Source organism: Rhodococcus koreensis, assembly GCF_017068375.1.
GTDB lineage: Bacteria > Actinomycetota > Actinomycetes > Mycobacteriales > Mycobacteriaceae > Rhodococcus_F > Rhodococcus_F koreensis.
In genome coordinates, this window is record NZ_CP070609.1 from 7,114,264 (window position 1) to 7,138,691 (window position 24,428).

24 protein-coding genes are annotated in these 24,428 nt (G+C 67.5%); 19 read left to right on the forward strand and 5 right to left on the reverse strand.

All coding sequences use genetic code 11. The annotated features are described in order from the left end of the window. Positions 1-8: 8 nt before the first annotated feature. The 15 genes from JWS14_RS32295 (at position 9) to JWS14_RS32365 (ending at position 16,913) form a co-directional block, all read left to right on the forward strand. Positions 9-368: an NADH-quinone oxidoreductase subunit A gene (locus JWS14_RS32295; RefSeq protein ID WP_015889709.1), complete on the forward strand. Its 360-nt coding sequence runs from the start codon at positions 9-11 to the stop codon at positions 366-368. Positions 369-417: 49 nt separating this feature from the next. Further along, positions 418-972 carry a NuoB/complex I 20 kDa subunit family protein gene (locus tag JWS14_RS32300; protein WP_005574811.1) on the forward strand — a complete coding sequence of 185 codons (555 nt, stop codon included), beginning with the start codon at positions 418-420 and terminating at the stop codon, positions 970-972. An 84-nt stretch (positions 973-1,056) separates the two neighbouring features. Continuing rightward, on the forward strand, positions 1,057-1,779 hold the full coding sequence (locus JWS14_RS32305; protein WP_095861107.1) for an NADH-quinone oxidoreductase subunit C: 723 nt from the start codon (positions 1,057-1,059) through the stop codon (positions 1,777-1,779). Continuing rightward, the gene (gene nuoD, locus JWS14_RS32310; protein WP_206015103.1) at positions 1,779-3,095 is read left to right on the forward strand and encodes an NADH dehydrogenase (quinone) subunit D; all 1,317 of its coding nucleotides are present in this window, start codon (positions 1,779-1,781) and stop codon (positions 3,093-3,095) included. Before JWS14_RS32305 ends, nuoD begins: the two co-directional genes overlap by 1 nt. Further along, positions 3,092-4,015 carry an NADH-quinone oxidoreductase subunit NuoE gene (gene nuoE / locus JWS14_RS32315; RefSeq protein WP_206015104.1) on the forward strand — a complete coding sequence of 308 codons (924 nt, stop codon included), beginning with the start codon at positions 3,092-3,094 and terminating at the stop codon, positions 4,013-4,015. Before nuoD ends, nuoE begins: the two co-directional genes overlap by 4 nt. 1 nt (position 4,016) lies before the next feature. Next, positions 4,017-5,315 (forward strand): NADH-quinone oxidoreductase subunit NuoF, encoded by a 1,299-nt coding sequence (gene nuoF / locus JWS14_RS32320; protein ID WP_206015105.1) that lies wholly within the window; start codon positions 4,017-4,019, stop codon positions 5,313-5,315. 51 nt (positions 5,316-5,366) lie between these two features. Further along, positions 5,367-7,829, forward strand: a complete 2,463-nt coding sequence (locus JWS14_RS32325) for an NADH-quinone oxidoreductase subunit G (RefSeq protein WP_206015106.1) — start codon at positions 5,367-5,369, stop codon at positions 7,827-7,829. Then, positions 7,826-9,178, forward strand: coding sequence for an NADH-quinone oxidoreductase subunit NuoH (nuoH, locus tag JWS14_RS32330; protein WP_206015107.1), 1,353 nt, complete (start codon positions 7,826-7,828; stop codon positions 9,176-9,178). Before JWS14_RS32325 ends, nuoH begins: the two co-directional genes overlap by 4 nt. Continuing rightward, positions 9,171-9,737 (forward strand): NADH-quinone oxidoreductase subunit NuoI, encoded by a 567-nt coding sequence (gene nuoI, locus JWS14_RS32335; protein WP_072940556.1) that lies wholly within the window; start codon positions 9,171-9,173, stop codon positions 9,735-9,737. The genes nuoH and nuoI overlap by 8 nt, the downstream gene beginning before the upstream one ends. A 31-nt stretch (positions 9,738-9,768) precedes the next feature. Then, on the forward strand, positions 9,769-10,578 hold the full coding sequence (locus tag JWS14_RS32340; protein ID WP_167372241.1) for an NADH-quinone oxidoreductase subunit J: 810 nt from the start codon (positions 9,769-9,771) through the stop codon (positions 10,576-10,578). Continuing rightward, positions 10,575-10,874: an NADH-quinone oxidoreductase subunit NuoK gene (gene nuoK / locus JWS14_RS32345; RefSeq protein ID WP_005239116.1), complete on the forward strand. Its 300-nt coding sequence runs from the start codon at positions 10,575-10,577 to the stop codon at positions 10,872-10,874. The genes JWS14_RS32340 and nuoK overlap by 4 nt, the downstream gene beginning before the upstream one ends. 69 nt (positions 10,875-10,943) lie before the next feature. Then, complete coding sequence (gene nuoL, locus JWS14_RS32350) at positions 10,944-12,836, forward strand: NADH-quinone oxidoreductase subunit L (RefSeq protein WP_206015108.1); 1,893 nt, start codon at positions 10,944-10,946, stop codon at positions 12,834-12,836. Continuing rightward, positions 12,833-14,401 carry an NADH-quinone oxidoreductase subunit M gene (locus JWS14_RS32355; RefSeq protein WP_179377540.1) on the forward strand — a complete coding sequence of 523 codons (1,569 nt, stop codon included), beginning with the start codon at positions 12,833-12,835 and terminating at the stop codon, positions 14,399-14,401. The genes nuoL and JWS14_RS32355 overlap by 4 nt, the downstream gene beginning before the upstream one ends. Then, on the forward strand, positions 14,401-16,023 hold the full coding sequence (nuoN, locus tag JWS14_RS32360; RefSeq protein WP_072940547.1) for an NADH-quinone oxidoreductase subunit NuoN: 1,623 nt from the start codon (positions 14,401-14,403) through the stop codon (positions 16,021-16,023). The genes JWS14_RS32355 and nuoN overlap by 1 nt, the downstream gene beginning before the upstream one ends. A 155-nt stretch (positions 16,024-16,178) precedes the next feature. Continuing rightward, a complete protein-coding gene (locus tag JWS14_RS32365) occupies positions 16,179-16,913 on the forward strand; it encodes a DUF1906 domain-containing protein (protein WP_072940544.1) in 735 nt (244 codons plus the stop codon). 4 nt (positions 16,914-16,917) lie between these two features. On the opposite strand, the gene JWS14_RS32370 is transcribed toward JWS14_RS32365, so the two are convergent. Beyond that, the gene (locus JWS14_RS32370; protein WP_072940541.1) at positions 16,918-17,421 is read right to left on the reverse strand and encodes a nuclear transport factor 2 family protein; all 504 of its coding nucleotides are present in this window, start codon (positions 17,419-17,421) and stop codon (positions 16,918-16,920) included. A gap of 357 nt (positions 17,422-17,778) precedes the next feature. Between JWS14_RS32370 and JWS14_RS32375 the strand changes: the two genes are divergently transcribed. Continuing rightward, positions 17,779-18,249 (forward strand): MarR family winged helix-turn-helix transcriptional regulator, encoded by a 471-nt coding sequence (locus JWS14_RS32375; RefSeq protein WP_206015109.1) that lies wholly within the window; start codon positions 17,779-17,781, stop codon positions 18,247-18,249. Positions 18,250-18,259: 10 nt separating this feature from the next. On the opposite strand, the gene JWS14_RS32380 is transcribed toward JWS14_RS32375, so the two are convergent. Both JWS14_RS32380 and JWS14_RS32385 read right to left on the reverse strand, forming a co-directional pair. Continuing rightward, entirely contained in the window at positions 18,260-18,610 is a 351-nt protein-coding gene (locus JWS14_RS32380; protein WP_072940536.1) for a hypothetical protein, read from the reverse strand. Between the two features lie 110 nt (positions 18,611-18,720). Beyond that, entirely contained in the window at positions 18,721-19,464 is a 744-nt protein-coding gene (locus tag JWS14_RS32385; RefSeq protein WP_072940533.1) for an Rv1157c family protein, read from the reverse strand. Between the two features lie 356 nt (positions 19,465-19,820). Here JWS14_RS32385 and JWS14_RS32390 point away from each other — a divergent pair, with 356 nt between their 5' ends. Beyond that, a complete protein-coding gene (locus JWS14_RS32390; RefSeq protein ID WP_072940531.1) occupies positions 19,821-21,155 on the forward strand; it encodes a mannosyltransferase in 1,335 nt (444 codons plus the stop codon). Here the strand turns inward: JWS14_RS32390 and JWS14_RS32395 are convergent. Next, positions 21,103-21,387: a 4a-hydroxytetrahydrobiopterin dehydratase gene (locus JWS14_RS32395; RefSeq protein WP_015889728.1), complete on the reverse strand. Its 285-nt coding sequence runs from the start codon at positions 21,385-21,387 to the stop codon at positions 21,103-21,105. The genes JWS14_RS32390 and JWS14_RS32395 overlap by 53 nt on opposite strands. A 58-nt stretch (positions 21,388-21,445) precedes the next feature. On the opposite strand from JWS14_RS32395, the gene JWS14_RS32400 reads away from it, so the two are divergent. Beyond that, the gene (locus JWS14_RS32400) at positions 21,446-21,826 is read left to right on the forward strand and encodes a (deoxy)nucleoside triphosphate pyrophosphohydrolase (protein ID WP_072940528.1); all 381 of its coding nucleotides are present in this window, start codon (positions 21,446-21,448) and stop codon (positions 21,824-21,826) included. A gap of 2 nt (positions 21,827-21,828) precedes the next feature. Here the strand turns inward: JWS14_RS32400 and JWS14_RS32405 are convergent, their stop codons facing one another. Then, positions 21,829-21,996: a hypothetical protein gene (locus tag JWS14_RS32405; RefSeq protein ID WP_167372117.1), complete on the reverse strand. Its 168-nt coding sequence runs from the start codon at positions 21,994-21,996 to the stop codon at positions 21,829-21,831. A 343-nt stretch (positions 21,997-22,339) separates the two neighbouring features. On the opposite strand from JWS14_RS32405, the gene typA reads away from it, so the two are divergent. Next, positions 22,340-24,247, forward strand: coding sequence for a translational GTPase TypA (gene typA / locus JWS14_RS32410; protein ID WP_206015110.1), 1,908 nt, complete (start codon positions 22,340-22,342; stop codon positions 24,245-24,247). The last annotated feature ends 181 nt before the right edge of the window (positions 24,248-24,428 follow it).

Below are 24,428 nucleotides of genomic sequence, written 5' to 3' on the forward strand. Positions count from 1 at the left end.
GAGACGGCGTGAATGTCTACGTGCCGATCCTCGTGCTCGGGGCGATTGCGGTCGCGTTCGCGGTGTTCTCCGTGATCGTGGCGAGGATCGTCGGTCCGAGACGCTACAACCGTGCCAAGCTCGACGCCTACGAGTGCGGGATCGAGCCGACGTCCTCGCCGCTGGGCGCGGGCCGCATCCCGGTGAAGTACTACCTGACGGCCATGCTGTTCATCATCTTCGACATCGAGATCGTGTTCCTCTATCCGTGGGCTGTTCATTTCGACGCCCTCGGCTTCTTCGGTCTCGGGGCCATGGCCCTGTTCATCTTCAATGTCTCCGTCGCCTACGCGTACGAGTGGCGGCGTGGCGGTCTCAGTTGGGACTGATCGGTCCCGTCAGCGATCGAAAAGCTAAGTCGGAAGAGAAGAGTCGGATATGGGCATCGAGGAGAAGCTGCCGAGCGGCTTCCTGCTGACCACGGTGGAGGGGCTTGCGGGCTACGTCCGGAAGGGCTCGCTGTGGCCCGCCAGTTTCGGGCTCGCGTGCTGCGCGATCGAGATGATGGCCACCGCAGGCGGACGCTTCGACATCGCCCGCTTCGGCATGGAGGCGTTCCGTGCCTCACCCCGGCAGGCCGATCTGATGATCGTCGCCGGCCGGGTGAGCCAGAAGATGGCGCCGGTGCTGCGGCAGATCTACGACCAGATGGTGGAGCCGAAGTGGGTGCTGGCGATGGGCGTGTGCGCGTCGTCGGGTGGGATGTTCAACAATTACGCGATCGTGCAGGGTGTCGACCACATCGTCCCTGTCGACATCTACTTGCCGGGGTGCCCGCCGAGGCCCGAGATGCTGCTGAACGCGATCCTCGCGCTGCACGAGAAGATCCAGCAGATGCCGCTCGGTGTTCACCGGGAGGAGGTGGCGCGTGCGGCTGAGCAGGCCGCGCTGGCCGCCACCCCCACCATCCAGATGAAGGGCCTGCTCCGGTGACGGCGCGCGCAGCGAGGGAGCGGAGCAACCCGAGCAAGTGCCGGAGCCGTGCGGTCTGGACTGAGGATCGAGGGAGCGTAGCGAGTGAGTGACGAGGGAAGACCGCACGACCAAGCTCCGGCACCCGCGAGCGCAGCGAGCCATGTCCCAGAGCAGATCGGTGTGCGTAAGGGTTTGTTCGGGGTGCGGGGTAGTGGGGATACGTCGGGGTATGGGCGGTTGGTGCGTCCGGTGTTGTTGCCGGGGAGTACGCCGCGGCCGTTCGGCGGGTATTTCGACGAGGTGGCGGATGGGTTGGGGGCGGCGCTGGCGGAGTCGGGGGTGGGCTTCGAGGTGGCGGTGGAGTCGGTGGTGGTGTTTCGGGGTGAGGTGACGTTCGGTGTGCGGCGCGAGTTCTTGGTGCCGGTGGCGCGTGCGTTGCGGGATGAGCCGGATCTGCGGTTCGAGATGTGTCTGGGTGTGAATGGTGTGCATTTCCCGCAGGATGCGGGCCGGGAGTTGCATGCGGTGTATCCGTTGTTGTCGATTACGCACAATCGGCGGATCCGTCTGGAGGTGGCGGTGCCGGATGGGGATCCGCATATTCCGTCGTTGTACGACGTGTATCCGACGAATGATTGGCACGAGCGGGAGACGTACGACTTCTTCGGGATCGTGTTCGACGGTCATCCGTCGTTGACGCGGATCGAGATGCCGGATGACTGGCCGGGTCATCCGCAGCGGAAGGACTATCCGCTCGGCGGTATCCCCGTCGAGTACAAGGGCGCGGAGATCGCGCCGCCGGACGAGCGGCGGGGGTACAGCTGATGAGCGAGGACACGGTTTTCACGGTTGCCGGTCAGGACTGGGACGAGGTTGTCGATGCGGTGAAGGCGGCGTCGGAGGACGCGGGTTCGGGGAGCGGCGAGGAGCGCATCGTCGTGAACATGGGTCCGCAGCATCCGTCGACGCACGGGGTGCTGCGGCTGATCTTGGAGATCGAGGGTGAGACGGTCACGGAGGCCCGGTGCGGGATCGGCTATCTGCATACGGGGATCGAGAAGAATCTCGAGTATCGGACGTGGACGCAGGGCGTGACGTTTGTGACGCGGATGGATTACCTGTCGCCGTTCTTCAATGAAACGGCGTATTGCCTCGGGGTGGAGAAGTTGCTCGACATCACGGATCAGGTGCCGGAGCGGGCGAGTGTCATCCGGGTGATGTTGATGGAGCTCAACCGCATCTCCTCGCATCTGGTGGCGCTGGCCACGGGCGGGATGGAGTTGGGCGCGGTGACGGCGATGCTGTTCGGTTTCCGGGAACGTGAGTTGGTCCTGGATGTGTTCGAGTACATCACGGGGTTGCGCATGAACCATGCGTATATCCGGCCGGGTGGGTTGTCGCAGGATCTGCCGGAAGGGGCGGTGGAGAAGGTCCGCGAGTTGCTCACGTTGATGCCGGAGCGGTTGCGGGACATGGAGAATCTGCTGAACGACAACCGGATCTGGAAAGGGCGCACCAAGGGCATCGGGTATCTCGACCTCACGGGGTGCATGGCGCTCGGCATTACGGGTCCGATGCTGCGTGCGACGGGTCTGCCGCACGATCTGCGGAAGTCGCAGCCGTATTGCGGGTACGAGAATTACGAGTTCGAGGTCAGCACCGACACCGGGTGCGACGCGTACGGCCGCTACCTGATCCGGGTCGACGAGATGAAGGAGTCGCTGAAGATCGTCGAGCAGTGTCTCGACAAGTTGCGGCCGGGGCCGATCATGGCGGAAGACAAGAAGATCGCGTGGCCTGCGGATCTGACGTTGGGCCCGGATGGTCTGGGTAATTCGCCGGAGCATGTCCGCGAGATCATGGATTCGTCGATGGAGTCGCTGATCCATCATTTCAAGTTGGTGACGGAGGGTTTCCGGGTGCCGCCGGGCCAGGTGTATGTGGCGGTGGAGTCGCCGCGGGGTGAGCTCGGGGTGCACATGGTGAGCGACGGCGGCACGCGCCCGTTCCGGGTGCATTTCCGGGATCCGTCGTTCACGAATCTGCAGTCGGTGGCGGCCACGTGTGAGGGCGGCATGGTGGCGGATGTGATTGCCGCGGTCGCGAGTATCGATCCCGTCATGGGGGGAGTGGATCGATGACCGAGCGAACCGCACCGGCGCAACCACCTGTTTTCATCGAGTTCGGGCCGAGGCCGGAGGAGAACGGCCGGCTGGTGCGGCCGGGTGCGCGGGAGGAGTATCCGCCGGAGATACGGGCGCGGCTCGACGCCGACGCCGATGTCGTCGTCGCGCGTTATCCGAATTCGCGTTCCGCGCTGCTGCCGCTGTTGCATCTGGTTCAGGCGGAGGACGGGTGCATCACGCCGGCGGGGGTCGAATTCTGTGCCGGCCGGCTCGGGTTGACCGGAGCCGAGGTGGCCGCGGTGGCGACGTTCTATTCGATGTACCGGCGCGAGCCGACGGGCGACTATTACGTGGGGGTGTGCACCAACACGTTGTGCGCGGTCATGGGCGGCGACGCGATCCTCGCCGCGCTGGAGGAGCATCTCGATCTGCCGCACGGTGGCACGTCCGCGGACGGCAAGGTCACGTTGGAGCACATCGAGTGCAACGCGGCGTGCGATTACGCCCCGGTGGTGATGGTGAACTGGGAGTTCTTCGACAATCAGACCCCGGAGTCGGCCCGCTCGCTCGTCGATTCCCTGCGGTCGGGGGACCGGGTGTCGCCGAGCCGCGGCGCGACGCTGTGCACGTTCCGGGAGACCGCCCGCATTCTCGCCGGGTTCCCTGACGAGCGTCCCGGTGCGCTCGAGGAGGGCGGCGCCGCAGGCGAAGCGACACTGGCCGGCCTGCGCGTTGCGCGGGAACGGGGGATGACGGCGCCTGATCCGGCGGAGACGTCCCTCGTCCCGGAGCCGCAGGCACGGGACACCGAGGCGGTTGCGGCCGAGTCGACGAAGGACGAGCCGGCGCCTGCCCCGTCGGCGACGGTGCCTCCGGATCGCTCCACCTCCGAAACGAACCCGGCTGCGACCGACCCGGGACGGAAGGGAGACTGACATGCCGCTGACCCCGGTCCTGAGCCGCTACTGGGACGAGCCCGAATCCTGGACCCTCGACACGTACCGTCGCCACGACGGGTACGAGGGCCTGCAGAAGGCGCTGCGTATGGAGCCGGACGAGGTCATCGCGACGGTCAAGGAGGCCGGTCTGCGCGGTCGCGGCGGTGCCGGATTCCCGACCGGCATGAAGTGGTCGTTCATCCCGCAGGGCGACGACAAGCCGCACTACCTCGTGGTCAACGCGGACGAGTCCGAACCGGGCACCTGCAAGGACATGCCGCTGATGCTGGCCACGCCGCACGCGCTCGTGGAGGGTGTCATCATCGCGGCGTACGCGATCCGCGCCGGGCACGCCTTCATCTACGTGCGAGGCGAGGTGGTGCCGGTGCTCCGCCGGCTGCAGGCCGCGGTCGCGGAGGCGTACGCGGCGGGCTACCTCGGCAGGAACATCCTGGGTACCGGTTTCGACCTCGAGTTGGTCGTGCACGCGGGTGCCGGGGCGTACATCTGCGGCGAGGAGACGGCGCTGCTCGACTCGCTGGAGGGGCGCCGCGGCCAGCCGAGGCTGCGTCCGCCGTTCCCCGCGGTGGCCGGTCTCTACGCGTCCCCGACCGTCGTCAACAACGTCGAGTCGATCGCGAGCGTCCCGCCGATCATCGTGAACGGTATCGAGTGGTTCCGCTCGATGGGCAGCGAGAAGTCGCCCGGGTTCACCCTCTATTCCCTGTCGGGGCACGTGACCACACCCGGACAGTACGAGGCTCCACTGGGAATCACGTTGCGGGAGTTGCTCGAGTACGCGGGCGGCGTCCGCGCCGGGCATCGGTTGAAGTTCTGGACGCCGGGCGGTTCGTCGACGCCGATCTTCACGGACGAGCATCTCGACGTCGCTCTCGACTACGAGGGTGTCGGCGCCGCCGGGTCGATGCTGGGCACCAAGGCCCTGCAGATCTTCGACGAGACCACGTGTGTGGTGCGCGCCGTGCTCCGCTGGACCGAGTTCTATGCGCACGAGTCGTGCGGCAAGTGCACGCCCTGCCGGGAGGGCACCTATTGGCTGGTGCAGATCCTGGAGCGGCTCGAGCGGGGGGAGGGGACCGATGCGGACCTGCAGAAGTTGCTCGACATCGCGGACAACATCCTCGGCAAGTCGTTCTGCGCTCTCGGTGACGGTGCGGCGAGCCCGATCATGTCCTCCATCAAGTACTTCCGCAACGAGTACCTCGCGCACTTCGAGCAGGGCGGCTGCCCGTTCGACCCGCATCAGTCCACGCTCATGGCTGGAGTAGACGCATGATGTGGCACCGGGGCCGCGCGGTCTGGACCGAGGAGCGAGGGAGCGCAGCGAATGAGTGACGAGGGAAGGGCGGGCGTGAAAGCCCCGGTGCCCGCGAGCGGAGCGAGCCCTGAGGTCAGTCTTGTCATCGACGGGGTGGAGGTGAGTGTTCCCAAGGGCACGTTGGTGATTCGTGCCGCGGAGATGATCGGTATTCAGATCCCGCGGTTCTGCGACCACCCGTTGCTCGATCCGGTCGGCGCCTGCCGTCAGTGCCTCGTCGACGTGGAGGGGCAGCGTAAGCCGCTCGCCTCCTGCACCACGACCGTCACCGACGGCATGGTTGTCCACACCCAGCTCACGTCGCCGGTCGCCGACAAGGCGCAGAAGGGGGTGATGGAGTTGCTGCTGATCAATCATCCGCTGGACTGCCCGGTGTGCGACAAGGGCGGCGAGTGCCCGTTGCAGAATCAGGCGATGTCCAACGGGCGCGCGGAGTCGCGTTTCGGGGAGATCAAGCGCACGTTCCCCAAGCCGATTCCGCTGTCCACAGAGGTCCTTCTGGACCGGGAGCGGTGTGTGCTGTGCGCGCGGTGCACCCGGTTCTCCCAGCAGGTTGCGGGGGATCCGTTCGTCGAGCTGATGGAGCGGGGTGCGCTGCAGCAGGTCGGGATCTACGCGAAGGAACCGTTCGAGTCGTACTTCTCCGGCAACACCGTCCAGATCTGCCCGGTGGGCGCGCTGACGGGTACCGCGTACCGGTTCCGGGCCCGCCCGTTCGATCTGATCTCCAGCCCCAGTGTGTGCGAGCACTGTGCGAGCGGTTGCGCCCAGCGCACCGATCATCGGCGGGGCACGGTGTTGCGGCGGCTGGCGGGCGACGACCCCGAGGTCAACGAGGAATGGAATTGCGACAAGGGGCGGTGGGCGTTCGCCTACGCCACCCAGGCCGACCGGATCACCACCCCGCTGGTCCGCGGCGGCGACGGCACGCTGGCGCCCGCCTCCTGGTCGGAGGCCCTGGCCGTCGCTGCGCGGGGACTGACCGCGGCGCGGGGCAGTGCGGGTGTTCTCGTCGGTGGTCGGTCCACGTGGGAGGACGCCTACGCCTACGCGAAATTCGCGCGAACGGCGCTCGGCACCAACGACATCGACTTCCGCAGTCGCGCACACTCCGGTGAGGAGGCCGACTTCCTGGCGGCCCGGGTGGCGGGGCAGCGACTCGCGGTCACCTACGACGATCTCGACGCCGCGCCGATCGTTCTCCTCGCCGGGTTCGAGCCGGAGGAGGAGTCGCCGATCGTGTTCCTCCGCCTGCGCAAGGCGGCGCGCACGAAGGCCGTTCCGGTGTACTCGATCGCCCCGTACACGTCCCGCGGCCTCGAGAAGGTGTCCGGCAGACTGCTGCGGGCCGCGCCGAATGCGGAACCGGAGGTCCTCGACGGACTCCGCACGGGTGATGCGGACCCGGGGGTCACCGAGTTGCTTCGCCGACCGGGTGCGGTCGTCGTGGTGGGGGAGCGGCTCGCCGCGGTGCCGGGGGCACTGTCCGCCGCGGTCCGGCTGGCCGACGCCACCGGTGCCCGGCTGGCCTGGGTGCCGCGACGCGCCGGTGAACGCGGCGCACTCGAGGCGGGCGCGCTGCCCGGACTGCTCCCGGGTGGCAGGCCGGTGGGCGATCCCGAGGCCCGTCGGCAGGTCGCGTCGGTGTGGAATGCCGCGGATCTACCGGACACCGCGGGCCGCGACACCGCGAGCATCCTCGCCGCCGCCGAATCGGGGACGCTGGGGGCGCTGGTGATCGGCGGTGTGGAGATCGACGACCTCCCCGACCCGCAGGCCGCGACGGCGGCCGTCGACGCGGCCGGCTTCGTCGTGAGTCTGGAACTGCGCCACAGTGCGATCACCGACCGCGCGGACGTGGTGTTCCCCATCGCACCGGTCATGGAGAAGCCGGGCACCTTCGTCGACTGGGAGGGCCGCACCCGGGATTTCGACGCCGCACTCCGCGGCACCGGGGCGATGCCCGATCAGCGTGTGCTCCACGCGATCGCCGGCGAAATGGGTGTCCCGCTGGGTCTTCCCGACGCGGCGACCGCACGGCGGGAACTCGAACGGCTCGGCGCCTGGGACGGTGACTTCCCGGATCCGCCCGACGTCCCGCAGTCCCCACGGCGGGACCCCGGGGCGGGGGAGGCGGTGCTCGCCACGTGGCGGATGCTGCTCGACTCGGGGCGGTTGCAGGACGGGGAACCGCACTTGGCGGGCACGGCGCGCACCCCGGTCGTGCGGATGTCCGCGGCGTCGGCGGCCGAGACGGGTGCCGGTGACGGAGATCCGGTCACCGTCGCGACGGAACGAGGCGAGGTGACGTTGCCGTTGGTGATCACCGACATGCCGGATCGGGTGGTGTGGCTGCCGCTCAACTCGCCCGGCTCCGCGGTCTACCGCCAACTGGCCGCCGGGGCGGGAACCGTCGTGAACGTACGCCGCGCCGCAACCACCAACGGGATCGCCCCGGGAGGTGCGCTGTGACGATCGCGGCCGTCTACCCCGACCCGGCACTGTTCGGGCACGACCCGTGGTGGCTGGTTCTGGGCAAGGCGCTGGCCGTCTTCGTGTTCCTCGTCCTCACCCCGCTTCTGACGATTCTGGCCGAACGCAAGGTCATGGCCTGGATGCAGATGCGCGTCGGCCCGAACCGGGTGGGCCCGCGGGGCATGCTGCAGAGCCTCGCAGACGGCATCAAGCTCGCCTTGAAGGAGGGGATCGTCCCGAAGGGTGTGGACAAGCCGATCTACATCCTCGCGCCGATCATCGCCGCGGTGCCCGCGTTCATGGCGTTCGCGGTGATCCCGTTCGGCCCTGCGGTGTCGATCTTCGGGCACTACACGCCATTACAGCTGACGGACCTGCCGGTGGCCGTGCTCTACGTCCTCGCAGCCACGTCGATCGGCGTCTACGGCATCGTGCTCGCCGGCTGGGCGTCCGGCTCCACGTACCCGCTGCTGGGAGGTCTGCGCTCGACGGCGCAGGTGATCTCGTACGAAATCGCGATGGCGTTGTCGTTCGCGGCCGTCTTCCTGGACGCAGGAACGATGTCCACGTCGGGCATCGTCGCCTCCCAGGAGCACACCTGGTACATCTTCCTGCTGCTGCCGTCGTTCCTCATCTACGTCACCTCGATGGTGGGTGAGACCAACCGGGCGCCCTTCGACCTGCCCGAGGCCGAAGGCGAACTGGTCGGCGGGTTCCACACCGAGTACTCCTCGCTGAGCTTCGCGATGTTCATGCTCGCCGAGTACGTGAACATGGTGACCGTCTCGGCGCTCGCCACCACCCTGTTCCTCGGCGGCTGGCACGCACCGTTCCCGCTCAGTCTGTGGGACGGCGCGAACTCCGGTTGGTGGCCGGTGCTGTGGTTCACGCTGAAGGTCTGGGGTTTCCTGTTCGTGTTCGTCTGGTTGCGCGCCACGCTGCCCCGGCTGCGGTACGACCAGTTCATGGGTCTCGGCTGGAAGATCCTGATCCCGATCTCGCTGGTGTGGGTCATGATCGTCGCCACCGTCCGGGCCTTCCGCAACGACGGCTACGACGCCCGGACGATCACCCTCGTCGTCGCGGGCCTCGTCGTGGCCCTCGTCGTGGTGGCGCTGCTGTGGAAGCGTCTGCGTCCGGGCCGCGTTCACGCACCAGAGAAACCGGTCGAGCCGCGCGACCGCGCCGAACTGTCCCCGGAGACACTCGAACCGTTCGACCCCATGGCCGGTGGATACCCGGTTCCGCCGATGCCGGGTCAGACGCTGCCCGCGTTCCGGCGCACGCCCGTCTCCGTCACCGGCGCGCCCTCCACCGGATCGACTCAGGAGAACAGCGATGACTAAATTCCTCGGCCCCATAGCGGGATTCGGCGTGACCTTCTCCACGATGTTCAAGAAATCGAACACCGAGTTCTACCCGGAGGAGAAGACGCCGACGGCGCCCCGCTATCACGGCAGGCATCAGCTCAACCGGTACGCGGACGGCCTGGAGAAGTGCATCGGGTGCGAACTGTGCGCCTGGGCGTGCCCCGCCGACGCCATCTTCGTCGAGGGCGCCGACAACACCGACGAGGAACGCTTCTCGCCCGGCGAGCGGTACGGCCGGGTGTACCAGATCAACTACCTGCGCTGCATCGGGTGCGGGCTGTGCATCGAGGCGTGCCCGACACGGGCGCTGACCATGACCAACGAATACGAGATGGCCGACGACAACCGGGCGGGGCTGATCTACGAGAAGGATCGGCTGCTGGCCCCGCTCGAGTCCGGCATGGTCGATTCGCCGCACCCGATGGCCCCGGGAACCACGGCCGAGGACTACTACCGCGGCACGGTGACCGGGGGAGCGGCGCCCGCGTCGCAGGACGAGTCCGAGGCGGACGACACGGCGGGGGACAGGCCGTGATCGAGGGAGGAGAGCCGACGTGGTGAACACGATGCCGTCCGCGGTCCAACTGGTCGCGGAACCCTTCACCCAGACCTCGACCGGCGAGGGCGTGCAGTTCTGGGTCCTCGCGACCGTGGCCGTGGTCGGCGCGCTCGGAGTGGTCAGCGCGACGAAAGCCGTCTACTCGGCGATCTTCCTCGCCACGACCATGATCATCCTGGCCGTGTTCTACATCGCCCAGGGCGCGCTGTTCCTCGGCGTCGTGCAGATCGTGGTCTACACCGGAGCGGTCATGATGCTGTTCCTGTTCGTGCTCATGCTTATCGGCGTCGATTCCTCCGAATCCCTCGTCGAAAACCTGCGCGGTCAGCGGGTGGCTGCGATCGCCGCGGGACTGGGATTCGGTCTCCTGCTGATCGGCGGCCTCGGAAGTGCGTCCGTCTCCGCGTTCACCGGTCTCGACCAGGCCAACGCGGCGGGCAACGTCCAGGGGCTGGCCGAACTCGTCTTCGTCCGGTATGTGTGGGCCTTCGAACTGACCGGCGCCCTGCTGATCACCGCGACCATCGGTGCCATGGTGCTTGCCCACCGGGAACGGTTCGAGCGGCGGAAGGATCAGCGCGAGCTGTCCCAGGACCGTGTCCGCGAGGGCGCCCGGGTCACGCCGCTACCCAGTCCCGGGGTTTACGCGCGGCACAACGCCGTCGACATCCCGGCGTTGCTGCCCGACGGCACGTTCTCCGACCTCTCCGTCAGCCGGTCGCTCGACCGGCGGCCGAGCATGCCCGCCCGGGCACTGGGCACCGCGGACGTCGCGGCCCCCGAACCCGCCGCGACCGAAGACGGTGGTGGGCGATGAACCCCGAGAACTACCTCTACCTGTCGGCGCTGCTGTTCACGATCGGTGCCGCCGGGGTGCTGATCCGCCGCAACGCGATCATCGTGTTCATGTGCATCGAACTGATGCTCAACGCCTCGAATCTGGCGTTCGTGACGTTCGCCCGGATGCACGGCAACCTCGACGGGCAGGTCTTCGCGTTCTTCACGATGGTCGTCGCGGCCGCCGAGGTGGTCGTCGGTCTGGCGATCATCATGACCATCTTCCGTTCCCGCCGTTCGGCTTCCGTCGACGACGCCAACCTCCTCAAGAACTGACGGGTCCCCGATGACGCACATCCTCGAGAAGGTGACTTTGCCCGACGACACCCCGATCGGCGGTGCGGCATGAGCGGAACGCTGTCGTCGGCGGTGTGGCTACTGCCGGTTCTGCCGCTCCTCGGCGCCGCCGTGCTCCTGCTGGCGGGCAGGCGCAGCGATGCGTGGGGTCATCTCCTCGGCTGCGTGACGGCGCTGGCCTCGTTCGCACTCGGCCTCGTCTTCTTCGTCGACATGCTGGGCCGGGACGCCGCCGACCGGGTGGTGCACCAGATCCTGTTCAGCTGGGTGCCGGTCGGCGAACTCCAGGTGGACTTCGGTCTGCAACTCGACCAGCTGTCCGTGTGCTTCGTGCTGCTGATCACCGGTGTCGGCTCGCTGATCCACATCTATTCGGTCGGCTACATGGCGCACGACCCGGAGCGCAGGCGGTTCTTCGCCTACCTCAACCTGTTCCTCGCGGCGATGCTGCTGCTGGTGCTGGCCGACAATTTCCTGGGACTGTACGTCGGGTGGGAGGGCGTCGGTCTCGCGTCGTACCTGCTGATCGGGTTCTGGCAGTACAAGCCGTCCGCGGCGGCCGCGGCGAAGAAGGCGTTCGTGGTCAACCGGGTCGGCGACATGGGGCTGATCCTCGCGATCATGATCATGTTCTCGACGTTCGGTTCGATCGAATTCGCCGACGTGTTCACGCGTACCGACGCCGCGAGCGAGGGCGTGCTCACCGCGATCGGGCTCGCGCTGCTGCTCGCCGCCTGCGGCAAATCGGCGCAGGTCCCGCTGCAGTCCTGGCTCGGCGACGCGATGGAGGGCCCGACACCGGTGTCCGCGCTCATCCACGCCGCGACCATGGTCACGGCGGGTGTGTACCTCATCGTCCGCTCCAACGCGATCTTCGACCTGGCGCCGAACGCCCAGCTCGGCGTCGTGATCGTCGGCGCGGTGACCCTGCTGTTCGGCGCGATCATCGGCTGCGCGAAGGACGACATCAAGAAGGCGCTGGCGGCGTCGACGATGAGCCAGATCGGGTACATGGTGCTGGCCGCCGGACTCGGACCGGCCGGGTACGCGTTCGCGATCATGCTGCTGCTCACCCACGGCTTCTTCAAGGCCGGCCTGTTCCTCGGCGCGGGCTCGGTGATGCACGGCATGAACGACGAGGTGAACATGCGCCGCTACGGCGGTCTGCGCACCGTCATGCCCATCACGTTCGTCACGTTCGGGCTGGGATACCTGGCCATTATCGGGATTCCGCCGTTCTCCGGCTTCTTCTCCAAGGACAAGATCATCGAAGCGGCGTTCGCCGCCGAGGGCGTGCAGGGCGTCGTCCTCGGAACGGTCACGCTGCTCGGCGCGGGACTCACCGCCTTCTACATGACCAGGGTGATGCTGATGACCTTCTTCGGACGCCGCCGATGGGCACCAAATTCCCACCCACACGAATCGCCAGGGGTGATGACGGTACCGATGATCCTGCTCGCGGTGGGTTCGGTCGCCGCCGGCGCCCTCCTCGCCGTCGGCTCCTCCCTCCAGCACTGGCTGGAACCTGTCGTCGGCGCCCACCACGGCGAGCCCGCCCTCCCGGTGTGGGCGATCACCGCACTCACGCTGGTGGTGGTGCTCGCGGGAGTCGCGGTGGCCTACCGGCAGTACGCCCGGCAGCCGATCCCCGACGTCGCGCCGACGGACGTCACCGCGCTCACCGTCGCGGCCCGGCGGGACCTGTACGGCGACGCGTTCAACGAGGCGGCACTGATGCGTCCCGGGCAGGAGTTGACGCGAACGCTCGTGACCGTCGACGACCGGGGCGTCGACGGCGCCGTCAACGGGTTCGCCGCGCTCGTCGGCGGAACGTCGGTGCGGGTGCGGCGTCTGCAGACCGGGTTCGTCCGGTCGTACGCCCTGTTCATGTTCGCGGGTGCGGCGCTTCTGGTCGCCACGATGCTGGTGAGGCTGTGGTGAGCGGCTTCCCGTGGCTGACGGTCCTGTGGGTGCTGCCACTCGTCGGTGCCGGTGTGGTCCTGGCCTTGCCCGTCGACAGGCGCGCGCTTGCGAAATCGGTCGCGGTCGGTGTGTCCGTGGTGGTCCTGTGCCTGGCGGTCGTGCTGGCGATCCGGTTCGACCCGACCGGCGAGCAGTACCAGTTCGTCGAATCGCACGCCTGGATCCCGGCTTTCGGCACCCGGTACATCCTGGGCCTCGACGGCATCGCGCTCGTCCTGGTCCTCCTCACCGCCGTGCTGGTGCCGCTGCTGTTGCTGGCGGGGTGGAACGACGGCGACTCCGCTCCCGACTACGACCGGCGGCGGATGGCGCACACGTACGTGGCGCTGACGCTGATGGTCGAGGCGATGGTGATCGTCTCGTTCACCGCCCTCGACGTCCTGCTCTTCTACATCTTCTTCGAGGCCATGCTCATCCCCATGTACTTCCTGATCGGAGGATTCGGCGGGGCGGGGAGGGCGTATGCCGCGGTGAAGTTCCTGCTGTACAACCTGTTCGGCGGCCTGATCATGCTGGCGGCCGTCATCGGGCTGTACGTGGTGACGGCGCGCCAGGACGCGTTCGGCGGCGGCACCTTCGACTTCCGGGTGATCGTCGCGGAGGGTCTGGACGCCGACCCCGGTGTGCTGAAGGCGCTGTTCCTCGGGTTCATGTTCGCCTTCGCGGTCAAGGCCCCGCTGTGGCCGTTCCACACGTGGCTGCCGGGCGCGGCGGTGGAGGCCACCCCGGCCAGCGCGGTGCTCATGATGGCCGTCGTCGACAAGGTCGGCACGTTCGGGATGCTGCGGTTCTGCCTGCAGATGTTCCCGGACGCGTCCGCGTACTTCGCGCCGTTCGTCACGGTGCTGGCGGTGATCGGCATCATCTACGGCGCGGTGCTGGCCATCGGACAGACCGACGTGATGCGACTGATCGCGTACACGTCGATCTCGCACTTCGGGTTCATCATCCTCGGCATTTTCGCGATGACGAGCCAGGGGCAGGCCGGATCGACGCTGTACATGGTCAACCACGGCATCTCGACCGCGGCGCTGTTCCTGATCGCCGGGTTCCTGGTGTCCCGGCGCGGCACCCGCCTCATCGCCGACTACGGCGGCGTGCAGAAGGTCGCTCCGGTGATGGCGGGCACGTTCCTCGTGGCGGGGCTGGCCACGCTGTCGCTGCCGGGCCTGGCGCCCTTCATCAGTGAGTTCCTCGTCCTGGTCGGGACGTTCTCGCGGTACCAGATCGCTGCCGTGGTCGCGACTCTCGCGCTCGTCCTCGCGGCGATCTACGTGCTGTGGCTCTACCAGCGGATGATGACGGGACCGCTGAAGGAGGGCAACGAAACGGTACGCGATCTCGTGCGCCGTGAGATCGCGGTCGTGGCACCGCTGATCGCCCTGCTGCTCGTCCTCGGCGTCTACCCCAAGCCGGTGCTGGACGTCATCACCCCCGCGGTGAGCCACGTCCTCGTCACCGTCGGTCAGCACGATCCTGCCCCCACCGTCGCCGGGCAGGACCCAGAGGGAGGCACACCCTGATGAGTACCTCCGAATTCGTCCTCGCCCAGTCCGCGCCGTTGCCTGCGCCGGACATCGAATACGGCCAGCTGGCGCCGATGTTGATCGTGTTCGGCGTGGCTGTGGCCGGTGTGCTCGTGGAGGCGTTCCTGCCCCGGCGCGGCCGCTATTCGAGCCATCTCGTTCTCGCGCTCGGCGGACTCACCGCGGCATTCGTGGCCGTCGTCCTGCTGGCCGGAACCCGCGACTCGGTGGTCGGGGGAGCGGTGGCCGTCGACGGTCCGACGCTGTTTCTCCAGGGCACGATCCTGCTGATCTCGATCCCGGCGATCCTGATCATCGCCGAGCGGAGCGTCGACAGCGGGGTCGGCGCTGCGACCGCGGAGGTCACGGCCGTCCGCGGGGCGGAGCCCGAAGGCGGAACCGACGCCTTCACCCCGCAGGCGTTCGCCGTCCCCGGCAGTGTCGCCGAGCGGGAGGCCACCAGGAACGCCCCGGGGCACACCGAGGTCTTTCCCCTCACGCTGTTCGCGGTCGGCGGGATGCTCCTGTTCCCGGCGTCCAACGACCTCCTCACCATGTTCGTGGCGCTCGAGGTGCTCTCGCTGCCGCTGTATCTGCTGTGCGGGCTGGCGCGGCGCCGCCGTCTCCTGTCGCAGGAGGCCGCGATGAAATACTTTCTGCTCGGGGCGTTCTCGTCGGCGTTCTTCCTGTTCGGGGTGGCTTTGCTGTACGGCTACGCGGGCACCGTCGCGTTGCCGGGGATCGCCGACGCGCTCGCCGAGGGCGCCGAGGACCGGACGCTGGCGCTGATCGGCACCGCGCTCCTGTCGGTGGGACTGCTGTTCAAGATCGGCGCGGTCCCGTTCCACTCCTGGATCCCCGACGTCTATCAGGGTGCGCCGACACCGATCACCGCGTTCATGGCGGCGGCCACCAAGGTCGCGGCCGTCGGGGCGATGCTGCGCATCTTCTACGTCGCGCTGCCCGACCTCCGCGCGGACTGGCGGCCGGTGATGTGGGGCGTCGCCATCCTCACCATGGTGGTCGGTGCCGTCATGGCGGTCACGCAGAACGACGTCAAGCGGATGCTCGCGTACTCCTCGGTCGCGCACGCCGGATTCATCCTCACCGGTCTGGTCGCGGCCAACCGGGCGGGTCTGTCGTCCACCATGTTCTATCTGCTGGCCTACGGATTCAGCACGCTTGGCGCGTTCGCCGTCGTCACACTCGTGCGGGACAGCCGGGGCGAGGCGACGGACCTGTCCCGCTGGGCGGGGCTGGGGCGGCGTTCGCCTCTGGTGGGCGGGGTCTTCGCCCTGTTCCTGCTCGCGTTCGCCGGAATCCCCTTGACGAGTGGGTTCGTCAGCAAGTTCGCGGTCTTCCAGGCCGCCATCGAGGGCGGTGCCGTTCCGCTCGTCCTCGTCGGCGTCGTCAGCAGCGCGATCGCGGCGTTCTTCTACGTCCGGGTGATCGTCCTGATGTTCTTCTCGGAACCGCAGAGCGACGCCCCGACGATCGTGGTGCCCAGCATGTTCACCGCCGCCGCCATCGCGGTGGGAGTGGTGGTGACGGTGGTGCTCGGAATCCTGCCGCAGGGGGCGCTGGAACTGGCGGACCAGGCCGCGGTGTTCTTCCGCTGACCCGGCGGTGCCGGCGGGTCGCGAGTGTTCGATGTGACGGATGTAGTCCAAGTGGCTGGCGGGACCCGTGTGAGTGTGGTGGAATGCAAACCGGACAACATACCGACTGAGCGAGAGTGAATGTCGGAGACACGCCGGAGCGCGACCGATCGGATATGGGGGCGACAGTGCAGATTTCTCGGAGAGACCTGTTCCGGTACGCGGCAGCGGGATCCGCCGTGGCCGGGATCGCGGCGCTCACGTCCACCACGTCCTCTGTCGCCGTCGCGAAGGCGGACAGCCTCGGCATCCTGATCGACTACGCGGGCGGCGTGCCTTCGGCGGACGCCATCCTCGAGGCCGGATACGACGGCGCCATCCGCTACGTGTCGGATCGCCGTCCCGGCGCCGAATGGATGGAAGGCAAGCCGATGCTCGCCGACGAGGCGCAGGCACTGCTCGACGCCGGACTGTCCGTCGTCTCGTGCTATCAGTTCGGCAAGGGGCCGACCGCCGACTGGCGCGGCGGGCTCGAGGCGGGCAAACGGCACGCGGAGCGCGGGCTCGAATTGCACCTCGCCGCAGGCGGTCCCGAAGACCGCCCCATCTACGCGTCTATCGACGACAATCCTTCGCCCGCAGATTTCCTCACCATGATCGCCCCGTACCTCGCCGGGTGGGAGTCGGTGGTCGGCAAGGGCAACACCGGCATCTACGCCAACTCCAAGACCCTGGATCTGGCGGTACTCGCCGGGCTCGGGTCGTGGTACTGGCAGCACGACTGGGGCACGCCCGAGGGGTACGTGCACCCGTCGGCGCACCTGCATCAGTACGAGATCGACGCGAGCAACGTCGACGGCGTGGGCATCGATCTCAACGACATTCTCAAACCCGACTACGGGCAGTGGTGACCGGTCAGGCTGCCGGTCGATCACCCGTCTTCGAGAGCCACTGCCGCGCGTCTTCTGGTAGGTTGCCTGCGGATTCCGCTGCGCGGCACCACTTCTTGGCGGTGGCGAGAAAGTTCATCGGGTTGTACGCGTCCTCTTCGCGCGACCACAGGTTGTCGCCGGCGTAGTGGAGGATCGTGATGTTGGCGGCGGCGTGCCGCGAGCCGTCGCCGGGATCCTCCATGGGGTTGTCGATCTCGCAGATCACCCATCCGCGGTCTTCGTCGATCACGTACCAGTTCGCCGGGAACTCGGTCATCCGGCTTCCGGGGAAGGCCGACATGGTGCGCGTGACCCAGGTGCGAATGGCCTCGCGTCCGGCGAAGTGCCCGAACGCGTGCTCGACGTACGTGGCGTCCTCCGTGAAGAGGTCGGCGAATCCGTCCCAGTCTCCGAGTTCGACGCAGCGGCTGACGGTTCGCTGGTAGTGCGCGAACGCCTCGTCGAGTTCGGCGCGACTCCACGGCATGGTGCATCCCCTTCTCTCGTCCGGCACCGCGTCTGCGTGCCTCGAAGAATGAGAACACGTTTCAGTTCTGTTGTGGGGTGTTTTCCAGTGGATGGGATCGTTGAAACGCCACCCGAGTCGACTCCGATTACCTGTTGTCACTCGTTTCACTCTGGAACCCGGAGGTTCTGCCATGGATCTGCTGATCAATGTCGTGTACACCGTCGCGTCGGTTCTCTACACCGCGCTGTTCGTCAACGGATCCTGATTGGCTCCCGCGGTACCGGAATGTGCACGCTACACATGATGTGTATGATGCACAATGATGTCCCGGTCGAGGTAACCGTGCCTCGGGCAGAATGACGGTAACTCTGGGAGGTGTCGGTGTCCGATCGCGACGAGGTGGCGGCTGATGTCGAGAACGAATTGACATTGCTGTCGCGCTATCACGCCCACGCGCAGCGGGCGGGATTCCAACTCGACCGTTCCGCCTACTTGCTTCTCGGACGCCTGGAACTGGAACATCCGCTCAGCCTGAAACAGCTCGCCGAGGCGTTCCGGCTCGACATCTCGACGATCAACCGGCAGATCGGCGCGCTGCTGAAGCGCGGACTCGTCGAGCGGGTCCCCGACCCGGACGGGGGAATGGCCCGCAAGGTCGAGGCCACTGCGCGGGGGCTCGAGCAGCTTCACGCAGACCGGGCGCTCGGCAGGAACGGTGTCGAACGCATCATCGCCGAGTGGAGCGACCACGACCGGGGTGAGCTGCGCCGCCTGCTGACCAAATTCAACGGCGAGATCGAGAAGTACGACGGCAACTCCTGGCCGCGCGTCGGCCGGACGACCTGACCGGACGTCGTCAGGACTGGACGTGCGCGGTCGCGTCCCGGGCGAGGTCCGGTTCGTCGGCGATGACCGTGAGGTGAGGGTGCTCGGGCGGCGCGTCGTGCCAGCCCTTCCACGACAGCAGAGACCACCGCGACAGCCCCGACAACGCCGATCCGAGGCTGGCGAACGAGGCGGTGCTCAGTGCAGAGCCTGCCGATCCGACGGACCCGATCGAGAGCACCGAGCCGACACTCCCGATCGACAGGACCGAATAGGCGGAACCGATCGAGAGGATCGATCCTTCCGAACGGATCGACAGGATGGAACGCCGGGCGTGTCGCGATCGCAGTGAGTGGTCCGTTGTGTGATGCGTCGAGGGCATTCCTCGGTCTACCACGGTGGCGCCGTCGGCAAACAGTGAAGCGGCGCAGACATGAGCGAGGGGCCCTCCGGAAAGTCCGGAGGGCCCCTCGCTCGTTCAGCTGTGAAGTGCTACGCGACCTGGAACATGCCGACGGTGGGGAGGAAGCTGCACGTGATCGGCGCCGCGCCCTCCTTCTGGGTCGTCAGTCCGCCCGACACGACCGCGAGGACGCGGCCCGGGCCGGTGTCCGCGATCGCCGACAGGGTTGCCGGTCCGTCGGGGTTGATCTTGGCCTCGTTGGTGAGGTTCTGAGTGGCGCGCCGCTGGTTGTCCAGGTTGATCCACGTCACGGTCAGCGGTTCGGGCTGTTCGGCGGCAACGGAACTGGTTCCGAGGGCGGTGAACACGAAACCGGCCTGACCTGCCTTGGGGCCGGGCGGGGGCAGCTGGGCCGGGCCGGGGACCGCGAGCGCGGTGCCGACCGAGTCGGCGCCCTCGCCGATGCAGCCCTTGCCGATGGTCGGGTAGAGGAACTGCGCGATGACGGGCGCGTTCTCCTTCGGGATCTCGGGACCGCCGCCGCCACTGCCGTCGAGGAACGTGATGACGCGTTCGAGGGTGGACTTGAGTTCCGGCGGGATGCCGGGGGACTCGAGAAGGTTGCGGGCCTGGTCCAGGATCGCGTCCTGGGGTCCTGCGGCGATGTCTTCGGTACCAGCGGCTGCGCCGATGATGGCGGGTGCGAACGACGCGAGCATCTCCACGGGGATGCCTTCGGGCACGGGCGGCGGCGTCGGCTGCGCGATCGCCTGGGCCGGCACTGCCATAGCGGCTGCTGCGGCAACGGCGAGAGCAGTTACTGCTCTGCGCATACCTCGGGTTCGAAGCACAGTCTCCCCATCCTTAGTCATAACAGCGTGGACGACAAAACAATCCACGTCTGACGGCTCGGGGGGTCACTCTATGTACAGCGCCCCCGGGTTGTACAGCTCACGAGTTCGTTCACCGGTAGCTGCGGCACCCCGGTGGGAGTGTATGGCATACAGACCCCGACGGTGATCCTCCGGTGACGATAGCTTGTGGCACGTGTGGTTCGTGTGATTGGTGATGCAACTGTTACGCACGGCTACGGACACCTCGGAGGCAGCGGGCGGCGCCGTCTACGCTGTGCGGGACCGTTTCGGGATCGGCTGAGACATCTACACACCTCACGGGAGAGCGCCACACTGTGTCCGACCATGCAGCGTCCGACGGCGGAGCAGCCTCCGACGACCCGACTTCCGAGCGTTCACCCACGTCCACCCGGGGAACATCCGCCCTGCACACCCTGTTGCGATGCGCGCCTGTTCTTCTCGTGCTGTCGGTGCTCGGGCGGATGGCGTGGACGCTGTTGAGCCCCAACGGGATGAACCTCGTCGACCTGCACGTCTACGTCGACGGTTCCGAGGCGCTTCACGGTGGCAGTCTCTACGACTTCACCTATTCGGAAGTGACACCGGACTTTCCGTTGCCGTTCACCTACCCGCCGTTCGCGGCGCTCGTCTTCTTTCCCTTGCACTACCTGCCGTTCCCGCTGGTCGGGGTCGGCTGGCAACTGCTCACCATCCTCGCCCTGTACGCGCTGGCGCGCATGAGTCTGGGGCTCGTGCTCGGCGATGCCGCGCGCAGCCCGCACTGGCGTGCGGTCGCGGTGTTGTGGACCACGGTCGGGGTGTGGGTGGAGCCGGTGCGCACCACGCTGGACTACGGCCAGATCAACGTCTTCCTGGCCCTGCTCGTGATGACCGCGGTCCGCAGTTCCCGGTGGTGGCTGTCCGGTGCGCTCGTCGGATTCGCCGCCGGGATCAAACTGACCCCGGCGATCACCGGCCTCTATTTCCTGATGCAACGCCGCTGGAAGGCCGCCGTCTTCTCCGGGGTCGCGTTCGCCGCGACCGTCGGAGTCAGTTACCTGCTGATCGGCTCGGAGGCGCGGGAGTACTTCACCCACCTGCTCGGTGACGCCGATCGCATCGGGCCGGTCGGCTCGGTCTGGAATCAGTCGCTGCGCGGCGCGTTGTCGCGGCTGCTCGGGTACGACGTCGAGACGGGCGTCCTCTGGCTGCTGGCGGTGGCGGTCACCGTCGTCCTCGCCGGCCTGGCCTGGCGGGCGATCGCCCGGGACGATCGGCTCGGCACCCTCATCCTTGTCGAGCTGCTGGGGTTGCTCGTCTCACCGATCTCGTGGTCGCACCACTGGGTGTGGGTGATCCCGATGCTGATCTGGTTGCTGCACGGCCCCTACGGTTCGATGCTCGGCACCCGGATCCTCGCCGGGTACTGGCTCGTCACCACTCTCATCGGCGTGCCCTGGGTGCTCAGCTTCTTCCAGGACTCGATCTGGCTGATCTCCCGGCCCGCGGTACTCGCGTGGCTGGGCACCGTCGACGTCGTCGGCGCGTTCGGTGTCTACCTCTGGGTGGCCTACGCCGGGCGACGCACGAAGCGTGCCACCGCGGCCGTCGGCGAGATCAGCCCGCCAGTGAGTCGATCTGCGCAGCAAGATCCAGATCCAGCTGCGTGAGACCGCCCGCGGAATGCGTCGACAGCGTGTAGGTGACCTTGCGCCACCTGATGTCGATGTCCGGATGGTGGTTCGCGGCCTCCGCCGCCTCCGCGACCTTCCGGACCAGCTCCACCGCTTCGGGGAAACTCGGCGACTCCACGGTGCGGACGAGGGAATCACCCGCCCGCTGCCACCCGGGCAGTCCTGCGAGCGCGGTGTCGATCTCTCCGTCTGACAGCAACTCGGCCATACCTCATGATGGTGCCGTGCCCGAGGAACGTGCAAGACCTGTCGAGAACACCGGTGAAGTGGTGGCGGCCGCGATCATCGTCGACGGCCGGCTGTTGCTGGCACAGCGGACGCGGCCCCCGGAACTCGCCGGACTGTGGGAGCTGCCCGGCGGCAAGGCGGAGGCGGGGGAGAGCCCCGAGGACGCGCTGCGCCGCGAACTGCGGGAGGAACTCGGGGTCGAGGTGTCAGGCGGCGACCGGATCGGTGACGACGTGCCGCTGCCCGACGGCCGGGTGCTGCGCGCGTACCGCGTCGAACTGGTGTCAGGAACACCCGCCGCGCTCGACCACGCGGAACTGCGATGGGTGGACGGGCGGGAACTGGGCGAGATCGACCTCGTCGGCAACGACCGCGGATGGGTGCCGGACCTGCGGCTGCACCTGAACGGGTGGGCCTGACCTCACGCCGCGCGGGCCTTCTTGAGCCCCTTCTTCAGGTCCTTCTTGGACGCGCCCTCGTTCTCGAGCTTCTTCATGCGCATGATGACGACCGGGCACTTGATGCACCGCGTCTTGCTGCGGCAGCACTTCTTCTTCGGCTTGAGACCCGAGACCTTGCTGGCCTTCACCTTGCCCATACTCGGCTCGGCCTTCCTACTCCGGTGAACGCCGGTATCCGCCGGCTCCGCTCAGGTTAGCGTCCCCTCAGCTTTCGACCCCTCCGCACACGCGAGACGGGCCGAATTCGACGTGGCGCAGATCACTTTACGCTGGTCGGGCATGCCCCGCGAAGCCGGCGATGCGCGAAGTAGCCGTTCGGGCGGGTAGTATTCACGTGGCCGCGATGCCTGTACTGGGCGATTTACCATCGCCTCGACGAGGATTCTGAATCGAGATGACAAGGCGGCCGCCAGAAAGCCGTGCGAGGGAACTTTCGCGTGGCCGAATCAACTCAGCCAGGAGAGCCACCGCGTGACCATCACCAGCTTCCGTAACGTTGCCATCGTCGCACACGTCGACCACGGCAAGACCACTCTCGTCGACGCCATGTTGCGTCAGTCGGGGGCATTCGAGGAGCGCGCCGAACTGGTCGATCGCGTGATGGACTCCGGCGACCTCGAACGCGAGAAGGGCATCACCATCCTCGCGAAGAACACCGCCGTCCACAAGCACCACGGCGACGGCAGTGTCACGGTCATCAACGTCATCGACACCCCCGGTCACGCCGACTTCGGCGGCGAGGTCGAGCGCGGCCTGTCCATGGTCGACGGTGTCGTCCTGCTCGTCGACGCCTCCGAGGGCCCGCTGCCGCAGACCCGCTTCGTCCTGCGCAAGGCGCTCGCCGCGTCACTGCCCGTCATCCTGGTGGTCAACAAGACCGACCGTCCCGACGCCCGCATCGAAGAGGTCGTCTCCGAGAGCCACGACCTGCTGCTCGACCTGGCCTCCGACCTCGACGACGAGGCCGCAGAAGCCGCCGAGCTCGCCCTCGACCTTCCCGTTCTGTACGCCTCCGGCCGTGAGGGCAAGGCGTCCAAGGTTCAGCCCGAGAACGGTCACGCGCCGGACGCCGAGAACCTCGACGCCCTGTTCGAGGTCCTCCTCAACTACGTGCCCGCGCCCAAGGGCAACGTCGACGCGCCGCTGCAGGCTCACGTCACCAACCTCGACGCGTCCGCGTTCCTCGGACGTCTCGCGCTGGTCCGCATCCACAACGGCGAGCTGGCCAAGGGGCAGACGGTCTCCTGGTGCCGCGAGGTCGACGGCGAGCCCGTCGTCACCAAAGCCAAGATCACCGAACTGCTCGCCACCGTGGGCGTCGAGCGCCAGCCCGCCGAGAAGGCCGTCGCCGGTGACATCGTCGCGGTCGCCGGTTTCGCCGACATCATGATCGGCGACACCCTCGCCGACCTGGAGAACCCGGTGCCGCTGCCGCGGATCACCGTCGACCAGCCCGCCATCTCGGTGACCATCGGCACCAACACCTCGCCGCTCGTCGGCCGGGTCAGCGGACACAAGCTGACGGCCCGCATGGTGAAGTCGCGCCTCGACCAGGAACTGGTCGGCAACGTCTCGCTCAAGGTTCTCGACATCGGTCGCCCCGACGCCTGGGAGGTCCAGGGTCGTGGTGAGCTCGCGCTCGCCATCCTCGTCGAGCAGATGCGCCGCGAAGGCTTCGAGCTGACCGTCGGCAAGCCGCAGGTGGTCACCCGTCAGGTCGACGGCAAGGTGCACGAGCCCTTCGAGGAGCTCACCATCGACAGCCCCGAGGAGTACCTCGGCGCCATCACCCAGCTCCTCGCCAACCGCAAGGGCAAGATGGTGCAGATGGCCAACCACGGCGCGGGCTGGGTCCGGATGGAGTTCATCGTCCCGTCGCGCGGCCTGATCGGTTTCCGCACCGACTTCCTCACCGAGACCCGCGGCACCGGTATCGCGAACGCCGTCTTCCACGGCTACGCACCGTGGGCAGGCGAGATCCGCGCCCGCCACACCGGCTCGCTCGTCTCGGACCGCACCGGCTCGGTCACCCCGTTCGCGATGATCCAGCTCGCCGACCGCGGAACGTTCTTCGTCGAGCCCGGCGCCGACACCTACGAGGGCATGGTCGTGGGCATCAACCCGCGCCAGGAAGACCTCGACATCAACGTCACCCGCGAGAAGAAGCTGACCAACATGCGTCAGTCCTCCGCCGACGTGATGGAGACCCTCGCCAAGCCGATCAAGCTGGAGCTCGAAGGCGCGATGGAGTTCTGCGCCGGCGACGAGTGCGTCGAGGTCACCCCGGAGGTCGTGCGGGTGCGCAAGGTGCACCTGTCGGCCACCGACCGTGCCCGTGAGCGTTCGCGTTCCAAGGCCCGCGACAAGGCGGCCCTGTAGTCGGCACGTCCGACCACGTCAAACACAACCGGGCGAATGTACCTTCGATCGATCGTCGACCGAAGGTACATTCGCTCGTGGGTTTCCGGAGCCTTCCGGTATCTCTGAGGAAAGGCGGCGCGGTGGGTGCTGGGGGTCGACTCGAGAGAGTCCAGGCAGTTCGGGGACTTCGGGCAGTTCG

Bases quoted from the DNA above. Each gene is read 5' to 3' on its own strand.
- JWS14_RS32300 (WP_005574811.1), top strand. From the start codon at position 418: ATGGGCATCGAGGAGAAGCTGCCGAGCGGCTTCCTGCTGACCACGGTG.
- nuoD (WP_206015103.1), top strand. From the start codon at position 1,779: ATGAGCGAGGACACGGTTTTCACGGTTGCCGGTCAGGACTGGGACGAG.
- nuoE (WP_206015104.1), top strand. From the start codon at position 3,092: ATGACCGAGCGAACCGCACCGGCGCAACCACCTGTTTTCATCGAGTTC.
- nuoF (WP_206015105.1), top strand. From the start codon at position 4,017: ATGCCGCTGACCCCGGTCCTGAGCCGCTACTGGGACGAGCCCGAATCC.
- JWS14_RS32325 (WP_206015106.1), top strand. From the start codon at position 5,367: ATGAGTGACGAGGGAAGGGCGGGCGTGAAAGCCCCGGTGCCCGCGAGC.
- nuoI (WP_072940556.1), top strand. From the start codon at position 9,171: ATGACTAAATTCCTCGGCCCCATAGCGGGATTCGGCGTGACCTTCTCC.
- JWS14_RS32340 (WP_167372241.1), top strand. From the start codon at position 9,769: ATGCCGTCCGCGGTCCAACTGGTCGCGGAACCCTTCACCCAGACCTCG.
- nuoK (WP_005239116.1), top strand. From the start codon at position 10,575: ATGAACCCCGAGAACTACCTCTACCTGTCGGCGCTGCTGTTCACGATC.
- nuoL (WP_206015108.1), top strand. From the start codon at position 10,944: ATGAGCGGAACGCTGTCGTCGGCGGTGTGGCTACTGCCGGTTCTGCCG.
- nuoN (WP_072940547.1), top strand. From the start codon at position 14,401: ATGAGTACCTCCGAATTCGTCCTCGCCCAGTCCGCGCCGTTGCCTGCG.
- JWS14_RS32365 (WP_072940544.1), top strand. From the start codon at position 16,179: ATGGGGGCGACAGTGCAGATTTCTCGGAGAGACCTGTTCCGGTACGCG.
- JWS14_RS32370 (WP_072940541.1), bottom strand. From the start codon at position 17,421: ATGCCGTGGAGTCGCGCCGAACTCGACGAGGCGTTCGCGCACTACCAG.
- JWS14_RS32380 (WP_072940536.1), bottom strand. From the start codon at position 18,610: ATGCCCTCGACGCATCACACAACGGACCACTCACTGCGATCGCGACAC.
- JWS14_RS32385 (WP_072940533.1), bottom strand. From the start codon at position 19,464: ATGCGCAGAGCAGTAACTGCTCTCGCCGTTGCCGCAGCAGCCGCTATG.
- JWS14_RS32395 (WP_015889728.1), bottom strand. From the start codon at position 21,387: ATGGCCGAGTTGCTGTCAGACGGAGAGATCGACACCGCGCTCGCAGGA.